The organism is Paenibacillus sp. FSL R5-0527 (genome assembly GCF_038008055.1).
Taxonomy (GTDB): domain Bacteria; phylum Bacillota; class Bacilli; order Paenibacillales; family Paenibacillaceae; genus Fontibacillus; species Fontibacillus macerans.
This window is the reverse complement of sequence record NZ_JBBOYI010000001.1, coordinates 6,017,113-6,038,086: the sequence shown is the minus strand read 5'-3', so window position 1 is coordinate 6,038,086 and position 20,974 is coordinate 6,017,113. Positions and strand designations below refer to the sequence as shown.

The 20,974-nt window shown below is 55.8% G+C and carries 16 protein-coding genes; 14 read left to right on the top strand and 2 right to left on the bottom strand.

Annotated elements, in window-relative coordinates:
* Positions 1-6: 6 nt before the first annotated feature.
* Positions 7-903: an AraC family transcriptional regulator gene (locus NYE69_RS26785; protein ID WP_328273148.1), complete on the bottom strand. Its 897-nt coding sequence runs from the start codon at positions 901-903 to the stop codon at positions 7-9.
* 305 nt (positions 904-1,208) lie between these two features.
* On the opposite strand from NYE69_RS26785, the gene NYE69_RS26780 reads away from it, so the two are divergent.
* The 13 genes from NYE69_RS26780 (at position 1,209) to NYE69_RS26720 (ending at position 17,984) form a co-directional block, all read left to right on the top strand.
* Positions 1,209-2,387 carry a galactokinase gene (locus NYE69_RS26780; protein WP_340928817.1) on the top strand — a complete coding sequence of 393 codons (1,179 nt, stop codon included), beginning with the start codon at positions 1,209-1,211 and terminating at the stop codon, positions 2,385-2,387.
* Between the two features lie 2 nt (positions 2,388-2,389).
* Positions 2,390-3,379 carry a UDP-glucose 4-epimerase GalE gene (galE, locus tag NYE69_RS26775; RefSeq protein ID WP_213510638.1) on the top strand — a complete coding sequence of 330 codons (990 nt, stop codon included), beginning with the start codon at positions 2,390-2,392 and terminating at the stop codon, positions 3,377-3,379.
* A 15-nt stretch (positions 3,380-3,394) separates the two neighbouring features.
* Complete coding sequence (locus NYE69_RS26770) at positions 3,395-4,972, top strand: UDP-glucose--hexose-1-phosphate uridylyltransferase (protein ID WP_328273145.1); 1,578 nt, start codon at positions 3,395-3,397, stop codon at positions 4,970-4,972.
* A gap of 777 nt (positions 4,973-5,749) precedes the next feature.
* The gene (locus NYE69_RS26765) at positions 5,750-6,913 is read left to right on the top strand and encodes an iron-containing alcohol dehydrogenase (RefSeq protein WP_340928814.1); all 1,164 of its coding nucleotides are present in this window, start codon (positions 5,750-5,752) and stop codon (positions 6,911-6,913) included.
* Between the two features lie 182 nt (positions 6,914-7,095).
* Positions 7,096-7,623, top strand: a complete 528-nt coding sequence (locus NYE69_RS26760) for an NfeD family protein (protein ID WP_328273147.1) — start codon at positions 7,096-7,098, stop codon at positions 7,621-7,623.
* Between the two features lie 17 nt (positions 7,624-7,640).
* The gene (locus NYE69_RS26755; protein ID WP_445744793.1) at positions 7,641-9,215 is read left to right on the top strand and encodes a flotillin family protein; all 1,575 of its coding nucleotides are present in this window, start codon (positions 7,641-7,643) and stop codon (positions 9,213-9,215) included.
* Positions 9,216-9,403: 188 nt separating this feature from the next.
* Positions 9,404-10,249, top strand: a complete 846-nt coding sequence (gene glcT, locus NYE69_RS26750) for a glucose PTS transporter transcription antiterminator GlcT (RefSeq protein ID WP_240752008.1) — start codon at positions 9,404-9,406, stop codon at positions 10,247-10,249.
* 225 nt (positions 10,250-10,474) lie between these two features.
* Positions 10,475-12,538 carry a glucose-specific PTS transporter subunit IIBC gene (ptsG, locus tag NYE69_RS26745; protein ID WP_124332581.1) on the top strand — a complete coding sequence of 688 codons (2,064 nt, stop codon included), beginning with the start codon at positions 10,475-10,477 and terminating at the stop codon, positions 12,536-12,538.
* A 129-nt stretch (positions 12,539-12,667) separates the two neighbouring features.
* Positions 12,668-12,943: an HPr family phosphocarrier protein gene (locus NYE69_RS26740; protein ID WP_036620725.1), complete on the top strand. Its 276-nt coding sequence runs from the start codon at positions 12,668-12,670 to the stop codon at positions 12,941-12,943.
* Entirely contained in the window at positions 12,936-14,648 is a 1,713-nt protein-coding gene (gene ptsP, locus NYE69_RS26735) for a phosphoenolpyruvate--protein phosphotransferase (RefSeq protein WP_340928807.1), read from the top strand. The genes NYE69_RS26740 and ptsP overlap by 8 nt, the downstream gene beginning before the upstream one ends.
* Positions 14,649-15,136: 488 nt before the next feature.
* Entirely contained in the window at positions 15,137-15,721 is a 585-nt protein-coding gene (locus tag NYE69_RS26730) for an IS1595 family transposase (RefSeq protein WP_340928805.1), read from the top strand.
* A gap of 20 nt (positions 15,722-15,741) precedes the next feature.
* A complete protein-coding gene (locus tag NYE69_RS26725; protein WP_340928804.1) occupies positions 15,742-16,050 on the top strand; it encodes a hypothetical protein in 309 nt (102 codons plus the stop codon).
* A 389-nt stretch (positions 16,051-16,439) separates the two neighbouring features.
* Positions 16,440-17,984, top strand: a complete 1,545-nt coding sequence (locus tag NYE69_RS26720; protein ID WP_316561802.1) for a Ppx/GppA phosphatase family protein — start codon at positions 16,440-16,442, stop codon at positions 17,982-17,984.
* Here the strand turns inward: NYE69_RS26720 and ppk1 are convergent.
* Positions 17,944-20,055, bottom strand: coding sequence for a polyphosphate kinase 1 (gene ppk1, locus NYE69_RS26715; protein WP_340928802.1), 2,112 nt, complete (start codon positions 20,053-20,055; stop codon positions 17,944-17,946). The genes NYE69_RS26720 and ppk1 overlap by 41 nt on opposite strands.
* Positions 20,056-20,319: 264 nt before the next feature.
* On the opposite strand from ppk1, the gene NYE69_RS26710 reads away from it, so the two are divergent.
* Positions 20,320-20,943, top strand: a complete 624-nt coding sequence (locus NYE69_RS26710; protein ID WP_316561259.1) for a 50S ribosomal protein L25 — start codon at positions 20,320-20,322, stop codon at positions 20,941-20,943.
* Positions 20,944-20,974: the final 31 nt, after the last annotated feature.

Here is a 20,974-nt window from a genome sequence, read left to right as displayed (position 1 = left end):
ATCTTTTCACGGATGAGAGGATGGGGCTTTTTTGGGTTCGGCCTGGACCGCCCCCGTCACGGCCTTGCGGTATTCGCTCGGCGATTCGTGATGAAAGCGGCGGAACTGCCGGGAGAAATACAGCGGATCGGTCAGCCCGACGGAGGCGGCGATCTGCTCGATCGACAGCTCCGGCCGCTCCCGCAGCAGCTGGCGGGATTTATCGATGCGCAGCTTCAGCAGATAGGTGACGGGGGTCAAGCCGGTCGCTTTTTTGAAAATACGCGATAAATACGCCCGGTTATAGCCAAGGGAGGAGCACATCTGCTCGATCGATACCGGGTGCGCATATTGGCTCGACATATAATGAATCATTTGTTTGACGATGCGCTGGACCCCGGCTTCGCCGGACGGGGGCGGCGATTCCTTCGCCAGGGCTTCCTGGGCCTCGGCCATCAAGAGATGCAGCAGGCCAAGCGACAGCAGGTGCGAGCTTGGCTTTTTCGCCTGGAAAGCCTGCAGCGCGCTTTGCAGAATCCCGGGGATTTTGCTGCCCGCGCCTTGGCGGAACACCGGAAGCTCCGGCGTCAGGCCGGCCCGGAGGACCAGTTCCGCGGCTTTGTCTCCGGTAAAGGCGATCCAGCGGTAGCGCCACGGCTCGGACAGATCGGAGCCATAGCTGACAAGCTGCTCGGGATGAATCAGGAAGCAGTCCCCTTCGCTTAAGTCGAAGGCGGCGGATTCCGTGCGGAAGTTTCCTTTGCCGCTCTCGACGAAGTGCAGCAGAAAATAATCGTATACTTTGGGGCCCAGCCGATGGTCGGCGCGCGTTTGGCTTTCGCCTGCAAACAAGACGTGCAGGTCGCCGGATTCATAAATCTCGGGATTGGCCGCCGCGCTGTAGGTTTCTTGGATTTTTTGCATCATATCAACTCTCCTCCTTTAACAAGGAAGTTCAAAAAGTCATTTTTTGAAGATATAAGAAAGAATAGACGTCCAAGTATCAGCTTCCTTATATCGCAAGAAAAACTACCGCTAATCGCGGTCTGGCTTCCTAGAAGATACTTCGATAGAAGTTTTTCTTAGAACACGCATTTTACTGTCCCCATTTTAACCGCAAAAGTCACATTTATCTATATAAAACTCGCAAAGATGCATTATCAAAGCGGAGCGTTTTCATTATACTGGGAACAAGAAGTACAGATTCTTTGACGATGGGGTGTACGTTGATGAAGAAACAGGAAATGGAACAATTGTTTATATCCAAATACGGCGAAAGCGCGGAGCCGCTGCGCATCTTCAATGCGCCGGGACGCGTCAACCTGATCGGCGAGCATATCGACTACAACGGAGGATACGTATTTCCCGCCGCGCTCGAGTTCGGCACCACGCTGGCGCTGCGCAAACGCGCCGACCGCAAAATGTCATTTGCTTCCATGAATTTGCCTTATACGGCGGAGCTTGATTTGGATCAGCTCGGCAAGGAGAAATCGGGCGAATGGATCGATTACCCGGTCGGCATTATCCTGGAATTGGAAAAGCTCGGCACCCGGCTCAGCGGCGGTTACGACCTGCTGTTCCAAGGCGAAATCCCGAACGGTTCGGGCCTGTCCTCCTCCGCTTCGCTTGAAGTGGTGACGGCCTACGCGCTGCTCAGCATGGAAGGAAAGGAAACCGATACGGTGGAAATCGCCCGCCTGTCCCAACGGGTGGAAAACGGCTATGTCGGCGTCAACAGCGGCATCATGGACCAGTTTGCGGTGGCGAACGGGGCGAAGGATCACGCGATCCTGCTGATGTGCGATACGCTGGAATATAAGCTCGTTCCGTTCCGAACGGGGGCCTACAAGCTTATCATCAGCAATACAAAAAAACGGCGCGGGCTGGTCGATTCGAAATACAACGAACGGCGTTCGCAGTGCGACGCGGCGCTGGAGATTTTGCGGAAGCGCGAGCCCGGGCTAGAGTACCTGGCGCATTTGCAGCCGGAGCAGCTGAACGAGTGGCGGGGGGATTTTCCGGACGAGGTGCTGTTCAACCGGGCCAAACACGTGGTGGAAGAAAACGCGCGCGTGCTGAAATCGGTCGACGCTCTGACCGCCAACGATCTGAAAGCCTTCGGCGAGCTGATGAACGCTTCGCACGATTCGCTGCGCGACCTGTATGAAGTCAGCTGCCTGGAGCTGGACGTGATGGTGGAAGAAGCGCGCAAAATCGAGGGAACGCTGGGCGCGCGGATGACCGGAGCCGGTTTCGGCGGCTGCACCGTATCCCTTGTGCATGAGGACGCGGTGGACCGGTTCCTGGCCGAGGTCGGCAAAGCTTATCAAGAGCGGACCGGCATTGAAGGCGAGTTCTACGTTTGCGGTGTGGGCGATGGTGTGCATGAAATGAAAGGGGAGAACTAATCATGGCGATTTTGGTTACGGGCGGAGCGGGTTATATCGGCTCGCATACGGTGGCGGCGCTGCTGGAGCAGGGCAAGGAGGTTGTCGTCATCGACAATCTGCAGACCGGACACCGGGGAGCTTTACTGGGCGGCAAGCTGTACGAAGGGGATTTGCGGGACAAGGAACTGCTGAAGCGGCTGTTCTCCGAAAACGACATCGAGGCGGTCATTCATTTTGCCGCCAACTCCCTGGTCGGGGAAAGCATGAAGGACCCGGTCAAATATTTCGACAACAACGTTTACGGCACGCTGTGCCTGCTCGATGCGATGAATCAGGCGAACGTGCGCAAAATCGTCTTTTCTTCCACGGCGGCGACCTACGGCGAACCGGAAAAAGTGCCGATCGAAGAAAGCGACAAAACCGAGCCGACCAACGTGTACGGTGAAACGAAGCTGACGATGGAGCGGATGATGGCCTGGTTCGACCAGGTGCTCGGAATCAAATACGTATCGCTGCGCTACTTTAACGCCGCAGGCGCCCACGAAAGCGGGAAAATCGGCGAAGACCACCGCCCGGAAAGCCATCTGATCCCGCTCATTATTCAGGCGGCTTTGGGGCAGCGCCCGTCGATCCAAGTGTTCGGCGACGATTACAATACGCCGGACGGCACCTGCGTCCGCGACTATATCCATGTCGGCGATTTGGCGGACGCCCATCTGCGGGCGGTCGACTACCTGCAGCGCGGCGGGGACAGCAACGTGTTTAACCTCGGCAACGGGCAGGGATTTTCGGTCAAAGAAGTAATCGAAACGGTTAAAAGCGTGACCGGCCGCGATTTTCCGGTCGTGATCAGCCCGCGCCGCGCCGGCGACCCGGCGGTGTTGATCGCCTCTTCCGACAAGGCCCGCAGTGTGCTTGGCTGGCAGCCTTCGCAGGGCAAGCTGGAGGACATTATCGAGAGCGCCTGGGCTTGGCACAGCAATCATCCGGACGGCTATAACGACAACTAAGGGGTGAGTTAAGCGATGGGAGTAGACGAGAGAAACCGGCTGGACGTTTTGCACGCGCTCGAACGGCTGGTCCATTACGCGCTGGAGCAAGGCATGATCGATTGGTGGGACGTCGATTACTCGCGCAACCGGCTGCTGGAGCTGTTTTCTTTTGACGAGCCGTTCGCCGGAACGGTGGCGGAGGAGCCCCTGTCCGGGCCGCAGGAGCCGCTGGAAATTTTGATCGACTACGGCTTTGCCATCGGGCTGATCCCGGAAAATACCGCGACGTACCGCGATTTGCTGGACGCCAGGATTATGGGCCTGTTGATGCCGCGCCCTTCCGAGACGATCGCCGCTTTCCGCAAAACGCAAAGCGAACAAGGAATCGCCGCCGCGACGAACGCGTTCTACAAGCTGTCGGTGGCCAGCAACTACATCCGGATGGACCGGGTGCGGCAAAATATTTATTGGAACCAGCCTACGCCTTACGGCGAGATGGAGATTACGATCAATCTGTCCAAGCCGGAAAAAAATCCGCAAGAGATCGCCATGGCCAAGCTGCTGCCGCCTCCCGTGTATCCGAAATGCCAGCTCTGCCGCGAAAACGTCGGCTATGCGGGACGGCTCAACCACCCGGCCCGGCAAAACCTGCGCGTCATTCCGCTGGAATTGAACGGGGAACCGTGGTTTTTCCAATATTCGCCTTACGTGTATTATAACGAGCACTGCATCGTGTTCCATCACGACCATGTGCCGATGAAGCTGACCCGGGAAACGTTTAAACGGCTGCTCGATTTTACGGCCCTGTTCCCGCATTACTTCATCGGCTCCAACGCGGATTTGCCGATCGTCGGCGGTTCGATTTTGACCCATGATCATTTTCAGGGAGGGCGCCATACGTTCCCGCTGGAAAAAGCGCCGATCGAAGCGGCCTTCGCCCATCCGGACTTTTCCGGCGTAACGGCCGGCATGGTGAAATGGCCGATGTCGGTACTGCGTTTGCAAGGCCGCGATCCCGGCGTGCTTCTCGAAGCGATGGACGATCTGTACGAGAAGTGGAAAGCCTACAGCGACCCTGACGCCGCGATCCGGGCGTTTAGCGAACAGGACGGGCAAAGCGTGCCGCACAATACGGTGACCCCGATCGTACGCCGCAGCGCGGACGGCGGCTTTGAAGCCGATATCGTGCTGCGGAACAACCGGACGGACGAACTGCATCCGGAGGGGATCTTCCATCCGCACCGGGAAATGCACCATATCAAAAAAGAAAACATCGGTTTGATCGAGGTCATGGGCCTGGCGATTTTGCCGGGACGGCTGAAGGAAGAGCTGGCGCAGATCGCCGGCATCCTGTGCGGGGACAAGGCCCTGTATGATCAGACCGTAACCGACCCGAACGCCCGTTTGGCGGTGCACGCCGACTGGGTGAAGGAGCTGGTTGACCGGTTCGGAACCTCGCTGACCCGGGATGCGGCCGATGCGCTGCTGCGAGACGAGGTCGGGCGCAAGTTCTCGGAAATCCTGGGGCATGCCGGCGTGTTTAAGACGACGGAAGCCGGGCGGGCGGCTTTTGAACGTTTCGTTGCCTCGGCGGGTTACCGGAAACAATAGCACAGGTTTATTCAGAGATGCGTGAGGGGGCGGCCCGGGCAAGCATGTGGCTTGGGACGGCCCCCATTTTTATTTATTCGCGCGACATATGCGGTGCGAAAATCGGCGGTGGAGATAGGCTCAATCTTGAAATCGGCGAAATTGCGAATCTGTAAAGTCGCGAAATTGCAAAGTCTGCAAAATGCAAGTCTGCTAAGTCTGCTAAGTCTGCTAAGTCTGCTAAGTCTGCTAAGTCTGCTAAGTCTGCAAAGTCTGCTAAGTCAGCGAAATGTGCAAAGTCCGGGAATGTGCAAAGTCTGTGAAATCTGCGAAATCTGCGTTTGCTAGCCGGTTACTGGAATGAGCGACCGCCGGCCGTCATAATAGCGGCAAATTATGTGCTTATTACTCCAAACCCCAGCAAGTTCAACCCATTAGCGGCATTTTCTGTACTTATTTTTCTATAAATGGTCCAGAACGCGGGCATTTCCCTGCGGGTGGGGAAAAATAGCGGCACAAATTACCTTTACTTCTCTCAAATGAACGGATATCACCGGAATAACGACATTTTTTATCCTTATTATTTTCGCGGTGGGTTTCACAGGCAGCTTGGGCTTCCCGAGCAGGCGGTTCCTGTTCCTCAATGTGCCGGCTTCCCGCAATGTCTCTCCTTGGCGCCATTCCTAAAGGTACCTTGACAACGGCTTCCGCGGCTTTCGTTTTCATTGTTTTCTTTTTGCGGTTGGAAGTATAATAAGGTCGTAATTTCTACATAAAACAGGTTGGAGGGAGCTTGGCATGGACAATTTTGTGTTTCGTAATCCGACGAAGCTGATTTTCGGCAAAAACCAGCTGGAAGCTTTAAAAACCGAGGTTCCGGCTTACGGCAAAAAAGTGCTGCTGGTGTATGGCGGCGGAAGCATCAAGCGCAGCGGCCTGTATGATAAAGTGTTGGCGGTTTTGGGGGAAATCGGCGCCGAAGTAACGGAGCTGGCCGGCGTGGAGCCGAATCCCCGGCTGTCCACGGTTCGCCGCGGGGTCGAGCTGTGCAAAACGAAGGGCATCGAGCTGGTGCTCGCCGTCGGCGGAGGCAGCGTGCTGGATTGCTCCAAGGCGATTGCGGTGGGCGCCAAATTTGACGGGGACATATGGGATATCGTGGACCGCAAGGCTGCGGCGACGGCGGCGCTTCCGCTCGGGACGGTGCTGACGATGGCCGCCACCGGCTCCGAAATGAACGGCGGATCGGTGATTACGAACGAAGCGACGCAGGAAAAACAAGGATGGGGCAGCCCGTTCGCTTTCCCCGCCTTTTCGATCCTCGATCCGCAAAATACGTTTTCCGTGCCGAAGGATCAGACGGTTTACGGCATGGTCGATATGATGTCCCACGTGCTGGAGCATTATTTCCATAAAGCGACCAATACACCGCTGCAGGACGGTTTTTGCGAGGCACTGCTGCGCACCGTGATCGAAACGGCGCCCAAGCTGATCGCCGATCTCGAAAGCTACGAGCATCGCGAAACGATATTGCTCTGCGGCACGATGGCGCTGAACGGCGTATTGAATATGGGCTATGCGGGCGATTGGGCGACCCACAACATCGAACACGCCGTGTCGGCCGTGTACGACATTCCGCATGGCGGCGGGCTTGCCATCCTGTTCCCCAACTGGATGAAATACAACCTGAAGCATGACGTGTCCCGCTTTAAACGCCTGGCCGTAAACGTGTTTGACGTCAATCCGGCGGGCAAAAGCGACGAGGCCGTGGCCCTGGAGGGCATCGAGGCGCTGCGTTCGTTCTGGAGCTCGATCGGGGCGCCAAGCCGGCTGGCGGATTACGGCATCGACGACAGCAAGCTTGAAATCATGGCCGACAAGGCGGTCAAATTCGGTCCGTTCGGCCGATTCGCCTTACTCAATAAGCAGGACGTGGTGGAAATTTACCGGATGTCGTTGTAAGCATAAGTTATTGGGCCGTCCCTTTTATTTGGGGGACCGGCCCTTTTTTCGTTTTTGCGGCGGAAAATCGCCGGGAAAACCGCGCTCCAACCGCTTGAAGCTATTTTTGTTGAAACAAATTCCCTGAAATAACGTATGAAATATATAGATTTACATATTTGTTTATCGAAAGGAGGGACGGCATGGAAACGCTGTTTTGGTCCTGCTTTATCGGCGGAGCGCTGTTTGCGGTCGTCAGCGCGCTGATCGGAGACTTGATCGGCAGCTGGATAGACGGGATTTTCGATGCGGTGTCCGCCGATTTCCTCAAACCGGTCATTACGGCTTCGGCGGTAACCAGCTTTGGCGGGGCCGGGATTTTATTGCATCGCTATACCGGGCTCGGGAACGCCGCCGTGATCGTGTTTGCGCTCGTCATCGCTTTGGCGCTGGCCGCCGCAGTTTACTTCGCTTACGTCAAGCCGGCGGAAAACAGCGAAAATTCCACCGGTTATTCGACCGCGGAGCTGCCCGGTAAAGTGGGCGAGGTGACCGTGCCGATTCCTTCGGAAGGTTTCGGCGAAGTGATGGTAACGCTGGTGGCCGGCAACACGATTCATATCGCCTCCAGCTTTGACCATCGGGAAATCCCCGCCGGAACGCGCGTCGTCGTTGTGGATACGAGGGACGGAACCATTCAAGTATCCGAGCTGTATGAAAACCAATCTTGAAAAGGGAGCTGATGTGATTGTTTGAAAGCATTCCTGACATTATCCTGATTCCCGCTGTTGTGATCGGGGTTATCATTGTGCTGGGCCTGGCTTTTTGGGCCAGATACAAAACCGTAAGCCCGGACGAAGCGATGATCGTAACCGGTTCTTTTCTCGGCAACCGGAATATTTCCGATGACCAGTCCGGCCGCAAAATTAAAATCGTCCGCGGCGGCGGGGCGTTTATCTGGCCGATTTTCCAGAAAGCGGAGTACTTATCGTTATTGTCCCATAAACTTGACGTAATGACGCCTGAAGTGTATACCGAACAGGGCGTGCCGGTTTCGGCCGACGGCGTGGCGATCATCAAAGTGGGCAGCTCGATCGAGGACGTGGCTACCGCGGCCGAACAATTCATGGGCAAGCCGATCGAATCGCTGAAAGGCGAAGCCCAGGAAGTGCTCGAAGGGCATCTTCGTTCCATTTTGGGCTCCATGACCGTCGAGGAAGTGTACCGCAATCGCGATAAATTTGCCCAAGAGGTGCAAGGCGTGGCGGCGCGCGACCTTAAAAAGATGGGGCTGCAGATCGTTTCGTTCACGATCAAAGACGTCCGCGACAAGCACGGCTACTTGGAGGCGCTGGGGAAACCGCGGATCGCGGCGGTCAAACGGGACGCCGATATCGCCGAAGCGGAAGCGCTGCGGGATGCGCGGATCCAAAAGGCGATGGCCGAAGAGTCCGGGCAGAAGGCGGAACTGCTGCGGGACACGAATATCGCCGAAGCGGAGAAGGAAAAAGAGCTGAAGATCGCATCCTTCAAGAAAGAGCAGGATACCGCCAAGGCCGACGCCGACCAGGCTTATTTCATCCAGGAGGCCCGGGCCAAGCAGATTGCGGTCGAGGAGCAAATGAAGGTCGAGCTCGTGCGCAAGGAACGGGAAATCGACCTGCAGGATAAAGAAATCACCGTACGCCAGAAGCAGTATGATGCCGAAGTGAAGAAAAAAGCCGATGCCGACCGTTACGCGGTCGAACAGGCGGCGGAAGCCGAGAAGGCGCGGAAAATGCGGGAAGCGGACGCGCTGCAGTACTCCATCGAAACCCAGGCGAAGGCATCGGCCGAACAGAAACGGCTGGAGGGCCTGGCGGTCGCCGAGGCCGAGCGGGCCAAAGGGACCGCGGAAGCCGAGATTATCCGCCTGCGCGGGTTGGCGGAAGCGGAGGCCAAGGAGAAGCTGGCCGAGGCGTTTTCGAAGTTCGGAGAAGCGGCGATTTTGGATATCGTCGTCAAAATGCTTCCCGACTTGGCCGGACAAATCGCCAGTCCATTGTCCTCCATCGATAAATTGACGGTGGTCGATACGGGCAAAGGCGAAGGAGCGGCCCGCGTCAGCAATTACGTTACGGAGTTAATGGCGACGGCTCCGGATATGCTGAAAAGCGTGTCGGGCATCGAACTCGATCGCTTGATTCAAGGCTTGACGAAAGGCAAAGCGGTGGCGTCCGCGCAGCCGGCGGAGGGGACGCCCGCAGCTTCGGCACGAAGCGGCGAGGCCGGCCGGGAGGCGGTTGTGCTGGAAAGCGCGGCATCGCGGGAAGCTAAAGAGTAAGAGATTGGACTTCAGTGGACCCAAAGAGGCCGTCCTAAGCAGTTAGGACGGCCTCTTGTTTTGCGGCTGAAGCGCTTTTTGCGGCGGTCGTCCTATACATTTATTCGCAAACGGCTGACAAGGGCTCGGCCAATCGTTTATAATGGGCGTACATGTTTTCGGAGAATAGACAAGAAGAGGTGCGACCTGTGAACAGTCTACGCGTGGCCAAAGTGTTGAATAACAACGTCATTATCGCCAACCATCCGGATCATGGCGAAGTCGTTGTGATCGGCAAAGGCATCGGATTTAACCGCAAATCGGGCGAGTCCATTCCTCTTGAGGCGGTAGAGAAACTGTTCATTCTTACGAATCAGCAGGAACAGGAACAATACAAACAGCTAATTCCCCAGGTGGACGAACAACTGATTGAGCTCATTGGCGAAATCATCATGTATATTTCCAGCAAAACGCAAGCGACATTGAATGAGCACATCCATATTGCGCTCACGGACCATTTGGCGTTTGCCATCAAGCGGGCGGAGCAGGATCTCGCCTTCCACAATCCGTTTCTGTTTGAGACGAAGGAGCTGTATCCGCTGGAATTCGAGCTGGCCGAATACGCCATCGATTTGATCCGCCGGAAAATGGGCGTCGATCTCGGCCAGGATGAAACCGGATTCGTGGCGCTTCACATCAACAGTGCCATGACGAACCGCCACATCAGCGAGGTGCGGGGGCATGCCCAACTGATCGCCGATTTGGTCGGCATTATTGAGGATGAACTGCATTTTTCCATCCTGCGGAACTCGCTTGACTACTCGCGGTTGCTGACGCACCTGCGGTTTGCCATCGAACGGGTTCGCCGCGGCGAGCGGGTGGCCGAAGTCGATAAGCTGGAAAGCTTGCTTAAGCGCGAGTATCCGACCTTGTATGCGCTCGCTTGGAAATTGACCAAAGTGATGGAGAAACGCCTGAAAATGCCGGTTTATCAGGCGGAAGTCTCCTATTTGACAATGCACTTGCACCGCATCGTTCCGCCCGAGATCAACTAAGCTCTTGCGTAAGCAAAATAGGTCTGCTATAATTTCAAGTGCATTAACAACAATATCAAATCACAATGTGTAACTGATTCGATCAGGCATGAGTTGATAAAAGGTTTTTGAGTGTATCGTTGGATTACGGGGTATTCTATCCCTAACGAAACGATAACCGAAAGTCTTTTTTGACTCATGCTTTTTTTGTTGTTATGATCATTTAATATTTCAGGAGGGTGCATTATGTTCAAGCGTTTCTTTGGTGTTTTGCAGCGGGTCGGGAAAGCGCTTATGCTGCCCGTCGCGCTGCTCCCTGCTGCAGGACTGCTCCTGGGGATCGGCAATATGCTGGTCAGCCCGGACTTTCTTGAACGGGTTCCAGCCTTGGACAACCATACGATTCATGCGGTAGCGACCGTCATGATGAACGCCGGGCAGATCGTATTCACGAATTTGGCCCTGCTCTTCGCCGTCGGCGTTGCCGTTGGTCTGGCCGGAGGCGAGGGCGTCGCCGGCTTGGCCGCGATTATCGGCTATCTCGTGATGAACGTGACGATGGGTACGGTCATCGGCGTAACGCCATCGATGATCGGAACCAACGCGGCCTACGCCAATGTGTTGGGGATTCCGACGCTGGCCACCGGCGTGTTTGGCGGGATTATCGTCGGGATATTGGCCGCCGCCATGTATAACCGCTTCTTTAAAATCGAACTGCCGTCTTATCTCGGATTTTTTGCCGGAAAACGGTTTGTTCCGATCATGACGGCGGCCACCTCGGTGCTGCTCGGTTTGCTGATGGTCGTCATCTGGCCGCCGATTCAATCGGGGCTGAACGCCGCTTCCCACTTCATGCTGGACCAGAACCGGACGTTGTCCGCGTTTGTGTTTGGGATTATCGAACGCGCATTGATTCCGTTCGGTCTGCACCACATTTTCTATTCCCCGTTCTGGTTCGAATTCGGGGAATACACCAATGCGGCGGGCCAACTGGTGCGCGGTGACCAGAACATCTTTATGGCTCAGCTTCGCGACGGCGTGCCGTTTACGGCCGGAACGTTCATGACCGGCAAATTCCCGTTCATGATGTTCGGCTTGCCGGCGGCGGCGCTCGCCATTTATCACGAGGCCAGACCCGAGCACAAGAAATATGTGGCGGGGATTATGGGCTCAGCGGCGTTGACCTCGTTTCTGACGGGGATTACCGAACCGCTCGAATTCTCGTTCCTGTTCGTGGCTCCGGTTCTGTTCGCCGTGCACTGTGTTTTTGCCGGGTTGTCGTTTATGACGATGCATCTTTTGGGCGTAAAAATCGGGATGACGTTCTCCGGCGGTTTGATCGACTACCTGATTTTCGGGGTTATTCCAAACCGCACGCCTTGGTGGTACGTCATCATCGTCGGCTTGATTTTGGCCGTGATCTATTATTTCGGATTCCGGTTCGTCATCCGCAAGTTCAACCTCAGGACGCCGGGACGGGAAGATCCGGCTGAAGATAATGAAGATGCGGAAGCCAGCCGAGGAAAAGTTACGCAGGATGAGCTGCCGCACAATATTTTGTCCGCGCTGGGCGGACAGGAAAACATCGTCCACCTGGACGCTTGCATCACGCGGCTGCGGGTTGAAGTTAAGGATAAAGCCAACGTAAGCAAGGACCGGCTGAAAAATCTGGGGGCTTCCGGCGTCCTGGAGGTCGGCAACAATATCCAGGCGATCTTCGGCACGCGCTCCGATACGATCAAGACGCAAATTGCCGATATTATGAACGGCAAGGCGCCGAGAGCCGCCGAGAAGACGGAGGCGGACAAACCTGCCGAAGTGGAGCGGCAGGCGGCTCAGGACGGCGACGCCATCATCAACGAGGATATCGTGATGCCGGTTAACGGCGAACTGATGGATATTTCCAATGTGCCGGACCCGGTGTTCGCGGAAAAAATGACGGGCGACGGCTTTGCGGTTCTGCCGCATGACGGGGTCATCGCTTCTCCGGTCTATGGCAAGGTGTTCAATGTGTTCCCGAGCAAGCATGCCGTCGGCATCATGTCGGACGGCGGCAAGGAAGTGCTGGTGCACATCGGGGTGAACACCGTGAAGCTGAAAGGGCAAGGCTTCAAGGTGCTCGTGAACGAAGGCGACCTGGTTTCGGCCGGACAGCCGATTATGGAGGTCGACCTGGATTACGTGAAGGAGCACGCGCCTTCGATCATTTCGCCGATTGTGTTCTCCAACCTGCCGGAAGGGGCGGCGGTCAAGCTGAACAAAACCGGCAAGCTGGCGAAAGGCGAGCCCGATATCGTTACAATCAAATAAAAGCTGCCGGCGCCCTAGCGTCACGGGCGCCGGCAGAAAATTTGGAATTGTAATCGCGTTCCCTTAAAATAAAAGGGAGCGTTGATATATATTTATACTACATTGATGAGAAAGCGAGAGGATTTTATTATGGAAAGAACCTTTAGAATTACGGATGAAGACGGTATCCACGCACGCCCTGCTACGGCATTGGTAAATACGGCCAACAAGTTTAAAGGAGCTGAGTCCTTTGCTGAAGCGAAGGGCAAAAAAGTGACCTTGAAATCGATTCTCGGGGTGTTGTCCCTGGGACTGGAGCAAGGGGACACCATTACGTTGTCTGTAGAAGGAGAACAGGCTGCAGAAGCTCTTCAAGCGCTCACCGACGTCATGGTTAACGAGGGGTTAGGAGAAGTAAATGCTTAAGATCGACGGCATCGCCGCTTCGGCCGGCGTGGCCATCGCCGCGGCATTCAAACTGGAGCATCCCGATTTTACGGTAAAACGCCGGGATGCTTCCGACCCTACCGCCGAGCTGGCAAAGCTGGACGAAGCGTTGGCCAAATCGCAGCAGGAGCTTGAAGCGATCAAAGAGCGCACGCTTCAAGAGCTTGGCGAGAAGAAAGCGGAAATTTTCGAATCCCACCTGCTGATCCTGAACGATCCCGAGCTGCTGGATCCGGTGCGGGAGAAAATCTCCAGCGAGAAAGTGAACGCGGAATACGCGCTGGACGAGACGGCAAACCAGTTTATCGCCATGTTCGAGAACATGAAAAGCGCGTACCTGCAGGAGCGGGCCGCCGACATGCGGGATGTCACCAAACGGGTGCTGACCCATTTGCTGGGCCTCACCTACGTCAATCCGGCGGAGATCGACCGGGAAGTCATCGTTATCGCCGAGGATTTGACGCCGTCCGATACTGCTCAGCTTAACCGCAAATACGTCAAAGGCTTTACGACGAATATCGGCGGCAGAACGTCGCACTCCGCGATTATGGCCCGTTCGCTGGAGATTCCGGCCGTCGTCGGGACCAAAGAAGTGCTCGGCAAAGTAAACAACGGCGATCTGGTGATCGTGGACGGTCTGGACGGCCTGGTGATCATCAACCCGTCCGACGATGTGGTGAAGGAATACACGCAAAAACGCGACGACCACCTCAAGCAAATCGAGGAGTGGAAGAAGCTGCGCGAAGTGGCGACCACGTCGAAGGACGGCGTGCACGTCGAACTGGCGGCCAACATCGGCACGCCGAATGACGTTGCCGGGGTGCTCGACAACGGCGGCGAAGCCGTAGGCTTGTACCGCACCGAGTTCTTGTACATGGGCCGCACCGAGCTGCCGTCGGAGGAAGTTCAATTTAATGCTTACAAGACGGTGCTGGAAAAAATGGAGGGCAAGCCGGTCGTTGTCAGAACGCTCGACATCGGCGGCGACAAGGAGCTGCCTTACCTTAATCTGCCGAAGGAGATGAACCCGTTCCTCGGCTTCCGCGCCATCCGTCTTTGCCTGGAGCAAAAGGATCTGTTCCGCACGCAGCTGCGAGCATTGCTTCGGGCGAGCGTTTACGGCACGCTGCGGATCATGTTCCCGATGATCGCCACGCTGGACGAGTTCCGCGCAGCCAAAGCGGTGCTCCAGGAAGAGAAGGAGAAGCTGACGGCCGAAGGCGTCAAGGTCGCGGACGATATCCAGCTCGGCATTATGGTGGAGATTCCTTCGACCGCCGTTATGGCCGATCAATTCGCCAAAGAAGTGGATTTCTTCAGCATCGGCACCAACGATCTGATTCAATATACGATGGCCGCCGACCGCATGAACGAACGCGTTTCCTACTTGTATCAACCGTATAATCCGGCGATTTTGCGTCTGGTGAAAATGGTGATCGACGCCGCCCACAAGGAAGGCAAATGGGCCGGCATGTGCGGCGAGATGGCGGGCGATAAAGTGGCGATTCCGCTGCTGCTCGGCCTCGGCCTGGATGAGTTCAGCATGAGCGCGACCTCGATTTTACCGGCACGCTCGCAGATTTCCAAGCTTTCCAAAACGGAGATGGAAGCTTTGGCAGCCAAAGCGCTGCAAATGCGGACAGCGGAGGAAGTCGTGGAACTGGTGCGCGGTATCGGCGAGTAAGACGAAGTAGGCGAAATTGCCGAATTAGCCGTATTAGGAAGTTCTATCTATTCTTTTCCAAACTAGTTTTGCGGGTTTCTCTGTTAAACCGGCGCCTTCCGAGGCGCCGGTTTTTTCTAGGTGAATTTAAGTATTAGGCATTGCCATTAGATATATCCAATAGAATTGGAAATTTACTAGTAAATGCAGCAGCATGATTGGATTTGACGGGGACTCGAACTGAGGACTGAGGCGGCTGTCTAAATGTAGCATTCGTGTCTAATGTCCTGGTGTCCTGGTGTCCTGGTGTCCTGGTGTCCCTGCATGCTGCTTTGCACGATTATCCCTTTCATTCAGTGGATAGGTGTTAGGGGCTAGAATAAGGATTAATAAGGAAAAAATGAGGCGGTTAAGGTGAGATTTTCGGCTTGATAAAGGAACGCATGTTTGGTATAATGAAATTAACGGAACTTATGTTCGTGTATTCTTGATTCGGGAGGTAAGCGGATATGGAAGCCAATGCGAGAACGGAACTTCAACCATTCAGCAGCCGTTATAACAGCGAGCAGGATTGTATGGAGGCGCTGATCGCGATGAAGTGGCCAAACGGCTTCGTCTGCCCGCGCTGCGCTCACAACCGGTGCAGCCGTGTGACTTCCCGGCATATCCCCTTGTTCGAGTGCGGAAAGTGCAAGCATCAAACATCGCCTTTGGTCGGCACGATTTTTGAAGGAACGCATCTGCCCCTGGTGAAGTGGTTCCAGGCGCTGGAGTTGTTCCTGCTCCCTGACGGCATCTCGGCGACGCGGCTGCGCCAGGTGATCCGGGTCACCTACAAGACCGCGTGGTCGATGCTGCAAAAAATACGTCATGCCGTGGGGGAGTTCGATGCCCGGGAGCTGCTCTCCGGAGACGTGAAGGTGAATAGCGATCAGTATGGGCGTAATCCGTCCCGGTGTCAGCTTTCGCATCCGTACGCCTCGGCGGTCGTGGCCGGCTGCACGGTCACGGACTCGGGCGAGCCGGAGCAGGTCAAAATCCGCCTGGTGCCGCATAAGCGGGGAGGCGAAAAAAGGGCAGACCGTACGATCTAACCGCGTTTATTGGCGGGCATGTGGATGTCCGTACATCGACGGTGCAGTCGTTCCCTCTGGCCTTTCGGCTGTATGCGCCCTTGCGGAAAGTGGTGAGAGAGGCGTGGGAATCGCTGAAGGGTACGTATGGAGCCTTGGGACTGAAGCATCTGCAGGCGTACCTGAACGAATACACCGGACGCCGCCGGCTGCGCCTGTCCGGAGGACTTCCTGAAGCGGAAGAAACGATGCGGCAGCAGTTGCTGCACATGTGTGTGGCGATTCCGGCGATCCCTTACCGTAAGCTGATCGCACGCCAACTGAACCAGCCCCTTGCGGCTGCGGCCTAATCGTGGCGCTTGAACGGTGTCGGCATTGATGCAGACGGATTCAGGTTGCAGCAATGACCTGTCTAATGATCTCGAATATAACTGCTTCTTACAAATATATTTTCTTCTCCTGAATTTATCTTCTTCTCTGCTTCCCTGATCAAACGGGATAATCGTGCAAAGCGCCCGGACAGCAGATACTGATCTGCCGACCAACCCACAACCCATCGGTCTCCCCCCCCCTCCTCTGCCCTGTACGCCTTTAACGCCCTCAAACAAATTCGTACTTGCGAAAAGCTGAAAATGTTGCCGGATTTAACCTTGGTAAGGTTTATTTTTGGACGAATTTGGGATAAAGTGAGGTAAAACTTACTTTTAAGAACCTCTTAAAGGGATGTCAGGAGCAAACTATGAAAAACAGCCATATGACGATCGGAATCATTGACATCGGATCCAACTCTATCCGTCTGGCTATTTATGAAGCAACGCCGCAAGGGGAGTACCGGTTGATTCAGGAAATTAAAGAGTCCGCCCGGCTCAGCGAAAAGATGAATTCGGGCGGCGCCATGGAGCGGAAGGACGTTCTTTTGATCGTGCCGATTCTGGAGCAGTTCAGGGAAATTTGCGCCGTCTACGGCTGCCGGCAAATCCGCGTCGCCGCGACGGCGGCGATCCGGAACGCGGCCAATGCGGGGGAAATTGCCGAACTGCTCACGCAGCATACCGGACTTGAGATCGAAATCCTTACCGGGGAGCAGGAAGCCTATTTCGGATTTCTCGGCGTCGCCGGCGCCATGGCGGAGGAGGACGGCTTCATCATCGACATCGGGGGAGGGAGCACGGAAATCACGCTGTTTCGGGCCCGTAAACTGCTGCACAGCATCTCGCTCCCTTTAGGTGCGGTGAATGCCCAGGTCAAGTTCGGGAACGGAAAAGAACCGTGGACGGCCGAAAATGCGGCCAATCTGGCGGGCGAGATCGAGCGGATGCTGTCGGGCCATCCTTGGATGGCAGCCCATCCGGGGCTGCCGTTAATCGGTCTCGGCGGCACGATCCGCACGCTCGGCAAGCTCGACCAGCGCCGGCGGAAATATCCGCTGCGGCTCGCCCACTATTACAGGGTGGCTCCGGAAAGCATCCGCCATTATGCCGAAACGCTGCCGTTCATGCCGCTCGAAAAACGCAAGCGCCTCGACGGTTTGTCCAAAGCGCGGGCCGACATTATCGCTCCGGGGCTGATTATTCTGCAGACCGTGTTTGCGCGCATCGGAGCGGACTGCTGCCTGATCAGCGGAGCGGGGCTGCGGGAAGGGCTGCTGCAGGATGCGCTGGGGCTGCAGGTTCCCGCCGCCTCCGAAGTGTTAGCGCTGCAGGCCCGCGGCTTGCTTGCATTTCATAACCAGTCCCCGCTTGCTCATTTTCAGCAGGTCAGCCTGTACGCGGTCCGGCTGCATGATCTTTTGCTGGGAGCCGCCGCAACCGGCGGGGCGAAAACCCGGCAGATCGCGGCCGCGGCGGCCATGCTGTACAAAATCGGCGGCGCCGTGCGCTACCACCAGTACGACAAGCATACGTTATATTGGCTGACGCAAGCCCCGCTTGGCGCTTTAACCCACCGTGAGGCCGTAATATGCGGGTATGCGGCGGATTATCCGGCCAATCACGGAAAAAAAATGAATTTGGAAAATTACCGGGAGCTGCTTGCGGAGGGAGACGAAATCCTGATCCAGAAGCTTGGCGCCATCGTGGAAGCGGCCGTCGCGCTGGATACCAGCGAAACGCAAAACGTCGAGCTGCTCAAGGCCGAGGCGTCCTCCGGCGCGCTGCTGCTGACGCTAAAATGCCGCAGTCAAGCTTACCTGGAGATCAGGCAGCTTGAAACCGCGGCAAAAAGCTTCAAAAAAGCGTGGGAGCTCAGGTTGGAGTGGGAGGTTCGCTCTTCTTCCACACGCTGATGTCCAGGGCGTCAAATTGGCTGCGGCAGGCCGGCTGAGTGCCGGTGAACGGCTCGTATTTTCCGCTCGGCACAAGCCGCTTCGCTTTGATGTTGTCGGAGAGCGACAGCATCAAAATCTGCACGAGCGTCTCCCGGGTTTCCGGCTTCGTCACGGGGCACATCAGCTCCAGCCGGCGCGTCAGGTTGCGCGTCATCCAATCCGCGCTGGACAGCCAGACTTCCGGCTTCCCGCCATTTTCGAAATAATAAATGCGCGAATGCTCCAAAAAGCGGTCGACGATGCTGCGCACCGTAATCCGTTCGCTCAGGCCTTCCACGCCGGGGCGCAGGCAGCAGACGCCGCGGACGATCAGGTCGATGTAAACCCCGGCCCGGGAAGCGGCGTACAGCTCGTCGATCATCTCCTGGTTGGACAGCGAGTTCATTTTGGCGATGATTTTGGCCGGCCTGCCGGCTGCAGCGTGTTCGGCTTCCCGGCGAATCAGCGCAAACAGCTTGTCCTTCATCCCCGTCGGCGCCAGCGTAAACGCCTGCCACTCGCCGGCGTCCGAGTATCCGGTGATCAGGTTGAACAATTGCGAGGCGTCCTCGCCGATCGCGGTATCGGTCGTAAACAAGCCGATATCGGTATACAGGCGCGCGGTAATGTCGTTGTAATTTCCCGTCCCCACATGCACGTACCGCCTTAAATCACGGCCTTCCTGCCGGACGACAAGCAAAATTTTGGCGTGGGTTTTAAGGCCCACCAGGCCGTACACGACATGGCATCCCGCTTTCTCCAGCGTGCGGGCCCAGGCGATGTTGCGCTCTTCGTCGAACCGCGCCTTAAGTTCCACGACGACGGTAACCTGTTTGCCCGATTCCGCGGCGCGGGCGAGCGCCCGGATGAGCGGCGAATTGCCGCTGACCCGGTACAACGTCATCTTGATCGCCATCACGGCCGGGTCCTCCGAAGCCTGGCTGATAAAATCCGTCACGGCGTCGAAGCTTTCGTAAGGATGATAGACCAGCACGTCCCGTTGCTTAAGCACCTCGAAAAAATCGTCTTCGGCATCGAATTCCCGGGGGTACACCGGATCGATCTGCGGGTAGCGGAGCTTCGGATACCCTTTGACCACGCCCGGCAGCTTGCCGAGGAAGCTTAAATCGAGCGGTCCGTCGATTTCAAATACGGCGTCCGTAATCTCAAATTCCTCCTTCAGCACTTCCAGCGCGTAAGGATGGATACCCTTTTGGATCTCCAGCCGTACGGGCGCTCCCCAGCGGCGTTTCCGCAGCTCTTTTTCAATTTCCTCGAGCAGATCCTCGGCCCCTTCTTCGTCAAACGCCAAATCGGCGTTGCGGGTTACTCTGAACTCGTGCACGGCGAGCGGGACATAACCGCTGAACAGCGTTTGAATATGGTGGCGGATCAACTCTTCGATCAGAATGAAGGATTGCTTTTTGCTGTTGGAATGATGCGGCAGCGGAATGATGCGCGACAGATTGGAAGGAATTTGCACGATCGCGAAATAAGGCTCTCTCTCCTCCTCTTCGTCCGGCTTCTGCGCTTCATTTTCCCGCTTCAGCACAACGGATAAGTACACAAACCCTGTATGGACCAGCGGAAATGGTCTGCTTTGGTCGACGGCCATCGGAGTCAGCACCGGGAAAATAATGTCGTGATAGTACGTTTCCATTGATTTGCGTTGCGTCGAGGTTAGCTCATCGTATTTTAGAAATACGATGTTCTCTTTGGCGAGCTGTCTCGACAGATCCCGGAACGTCCGGTACTGTTCGCCGACCATCGCCGAGATTCTAGCAATCAGGCGTTTGTATAGTCCATCGGGAGTATAGCCGGTGAAATCTTTTTTGGTGTAACCCGCGCGGATCTGATCCTGGATCCCGGCCACGCGCACGCTCATGAACTCGTCCAAATTGCTCGACACGATCGAGAGAAATTTGGCTTTTTCCAGCAAAGGCGTCGCCGGATCCTTCGCTTCCTTCAGCACCCGGCGGTTGAATTCCACCCAGCTTAAATCGCGGTTTAAATATCTTGAACCTTGGTTTTTCGTTTCTGCAAGCGCCATCTCTACCATGACCTCCATTGGCCGAAAAGCTGTCTTAAAATCTTCGTTTTAGTATGGTGTTCCATCTTTTATTTTACAATGCCGATATGCCGGCGAAATACCTCCTTTTGTAAAATCTATGTAAAAAATATAACTCCATGTAAAATCGCGCTTCCTAAAATGATCCGATGCTTGTACACTCCCGGCAAAAATGGAGTAAAATAGAAATGCGACGTCTTTTGACGCCTGCCATGAAGTTTTTATATTTCAAGGAGGTTGTTCAAGATGAATGCAAACCATCACGCGTATTATTTGAATGCCGCACCCCGAACGGAGTTTAACCGTTCGTCGCTGCGCCGGCTGAGACAAGACGGCCGGGTGCCCGCGGTGATCTACGGGGCCGAAACCGAAAATCTGGCGGTTCATGTGGATGTGAAGGAGCTTTTGAGGGTCGTCCGTACCGGAAGAACGGAGTTTTTCGACTTGAAGGTCGAAGGGGGACAGGTTTTTCCGGCGCTGATTAAGGAAATTCAGCAGCATAACGGGAAAATCGTCCATGTCGATTTTCAGCAGGTGACCAAAAACAAGCCGATCCGCGTAAAAATGCCGGTGCACTTGGTCGGTACGGCCAAAGGCACGAAGGTTGGCGGAGTTCTGCAAATCCAGGAGACGGAGCTGGAGGTGGAAGGGCTGCCGGATATTTTGCCGGCCAGCTTGGATGTAGATATTTCATCCCTGGATGCGGGCGATAAATTGCTGGCCGGGGACGTACGGCTTCCGGACGGCGTTGTTTTGCATTCGCAGGCGGACGAGCTGTTGGCTTCGATCGTCCTGTCGCGTTCAGCGGAGGCGGATGCGGCCCGGACCGGTGACGAAGAACCCGCGGGGGCCGAAGGGGCCGGCGAATAAAGGACCGACTAGAAACCGGCAAGATCATGGG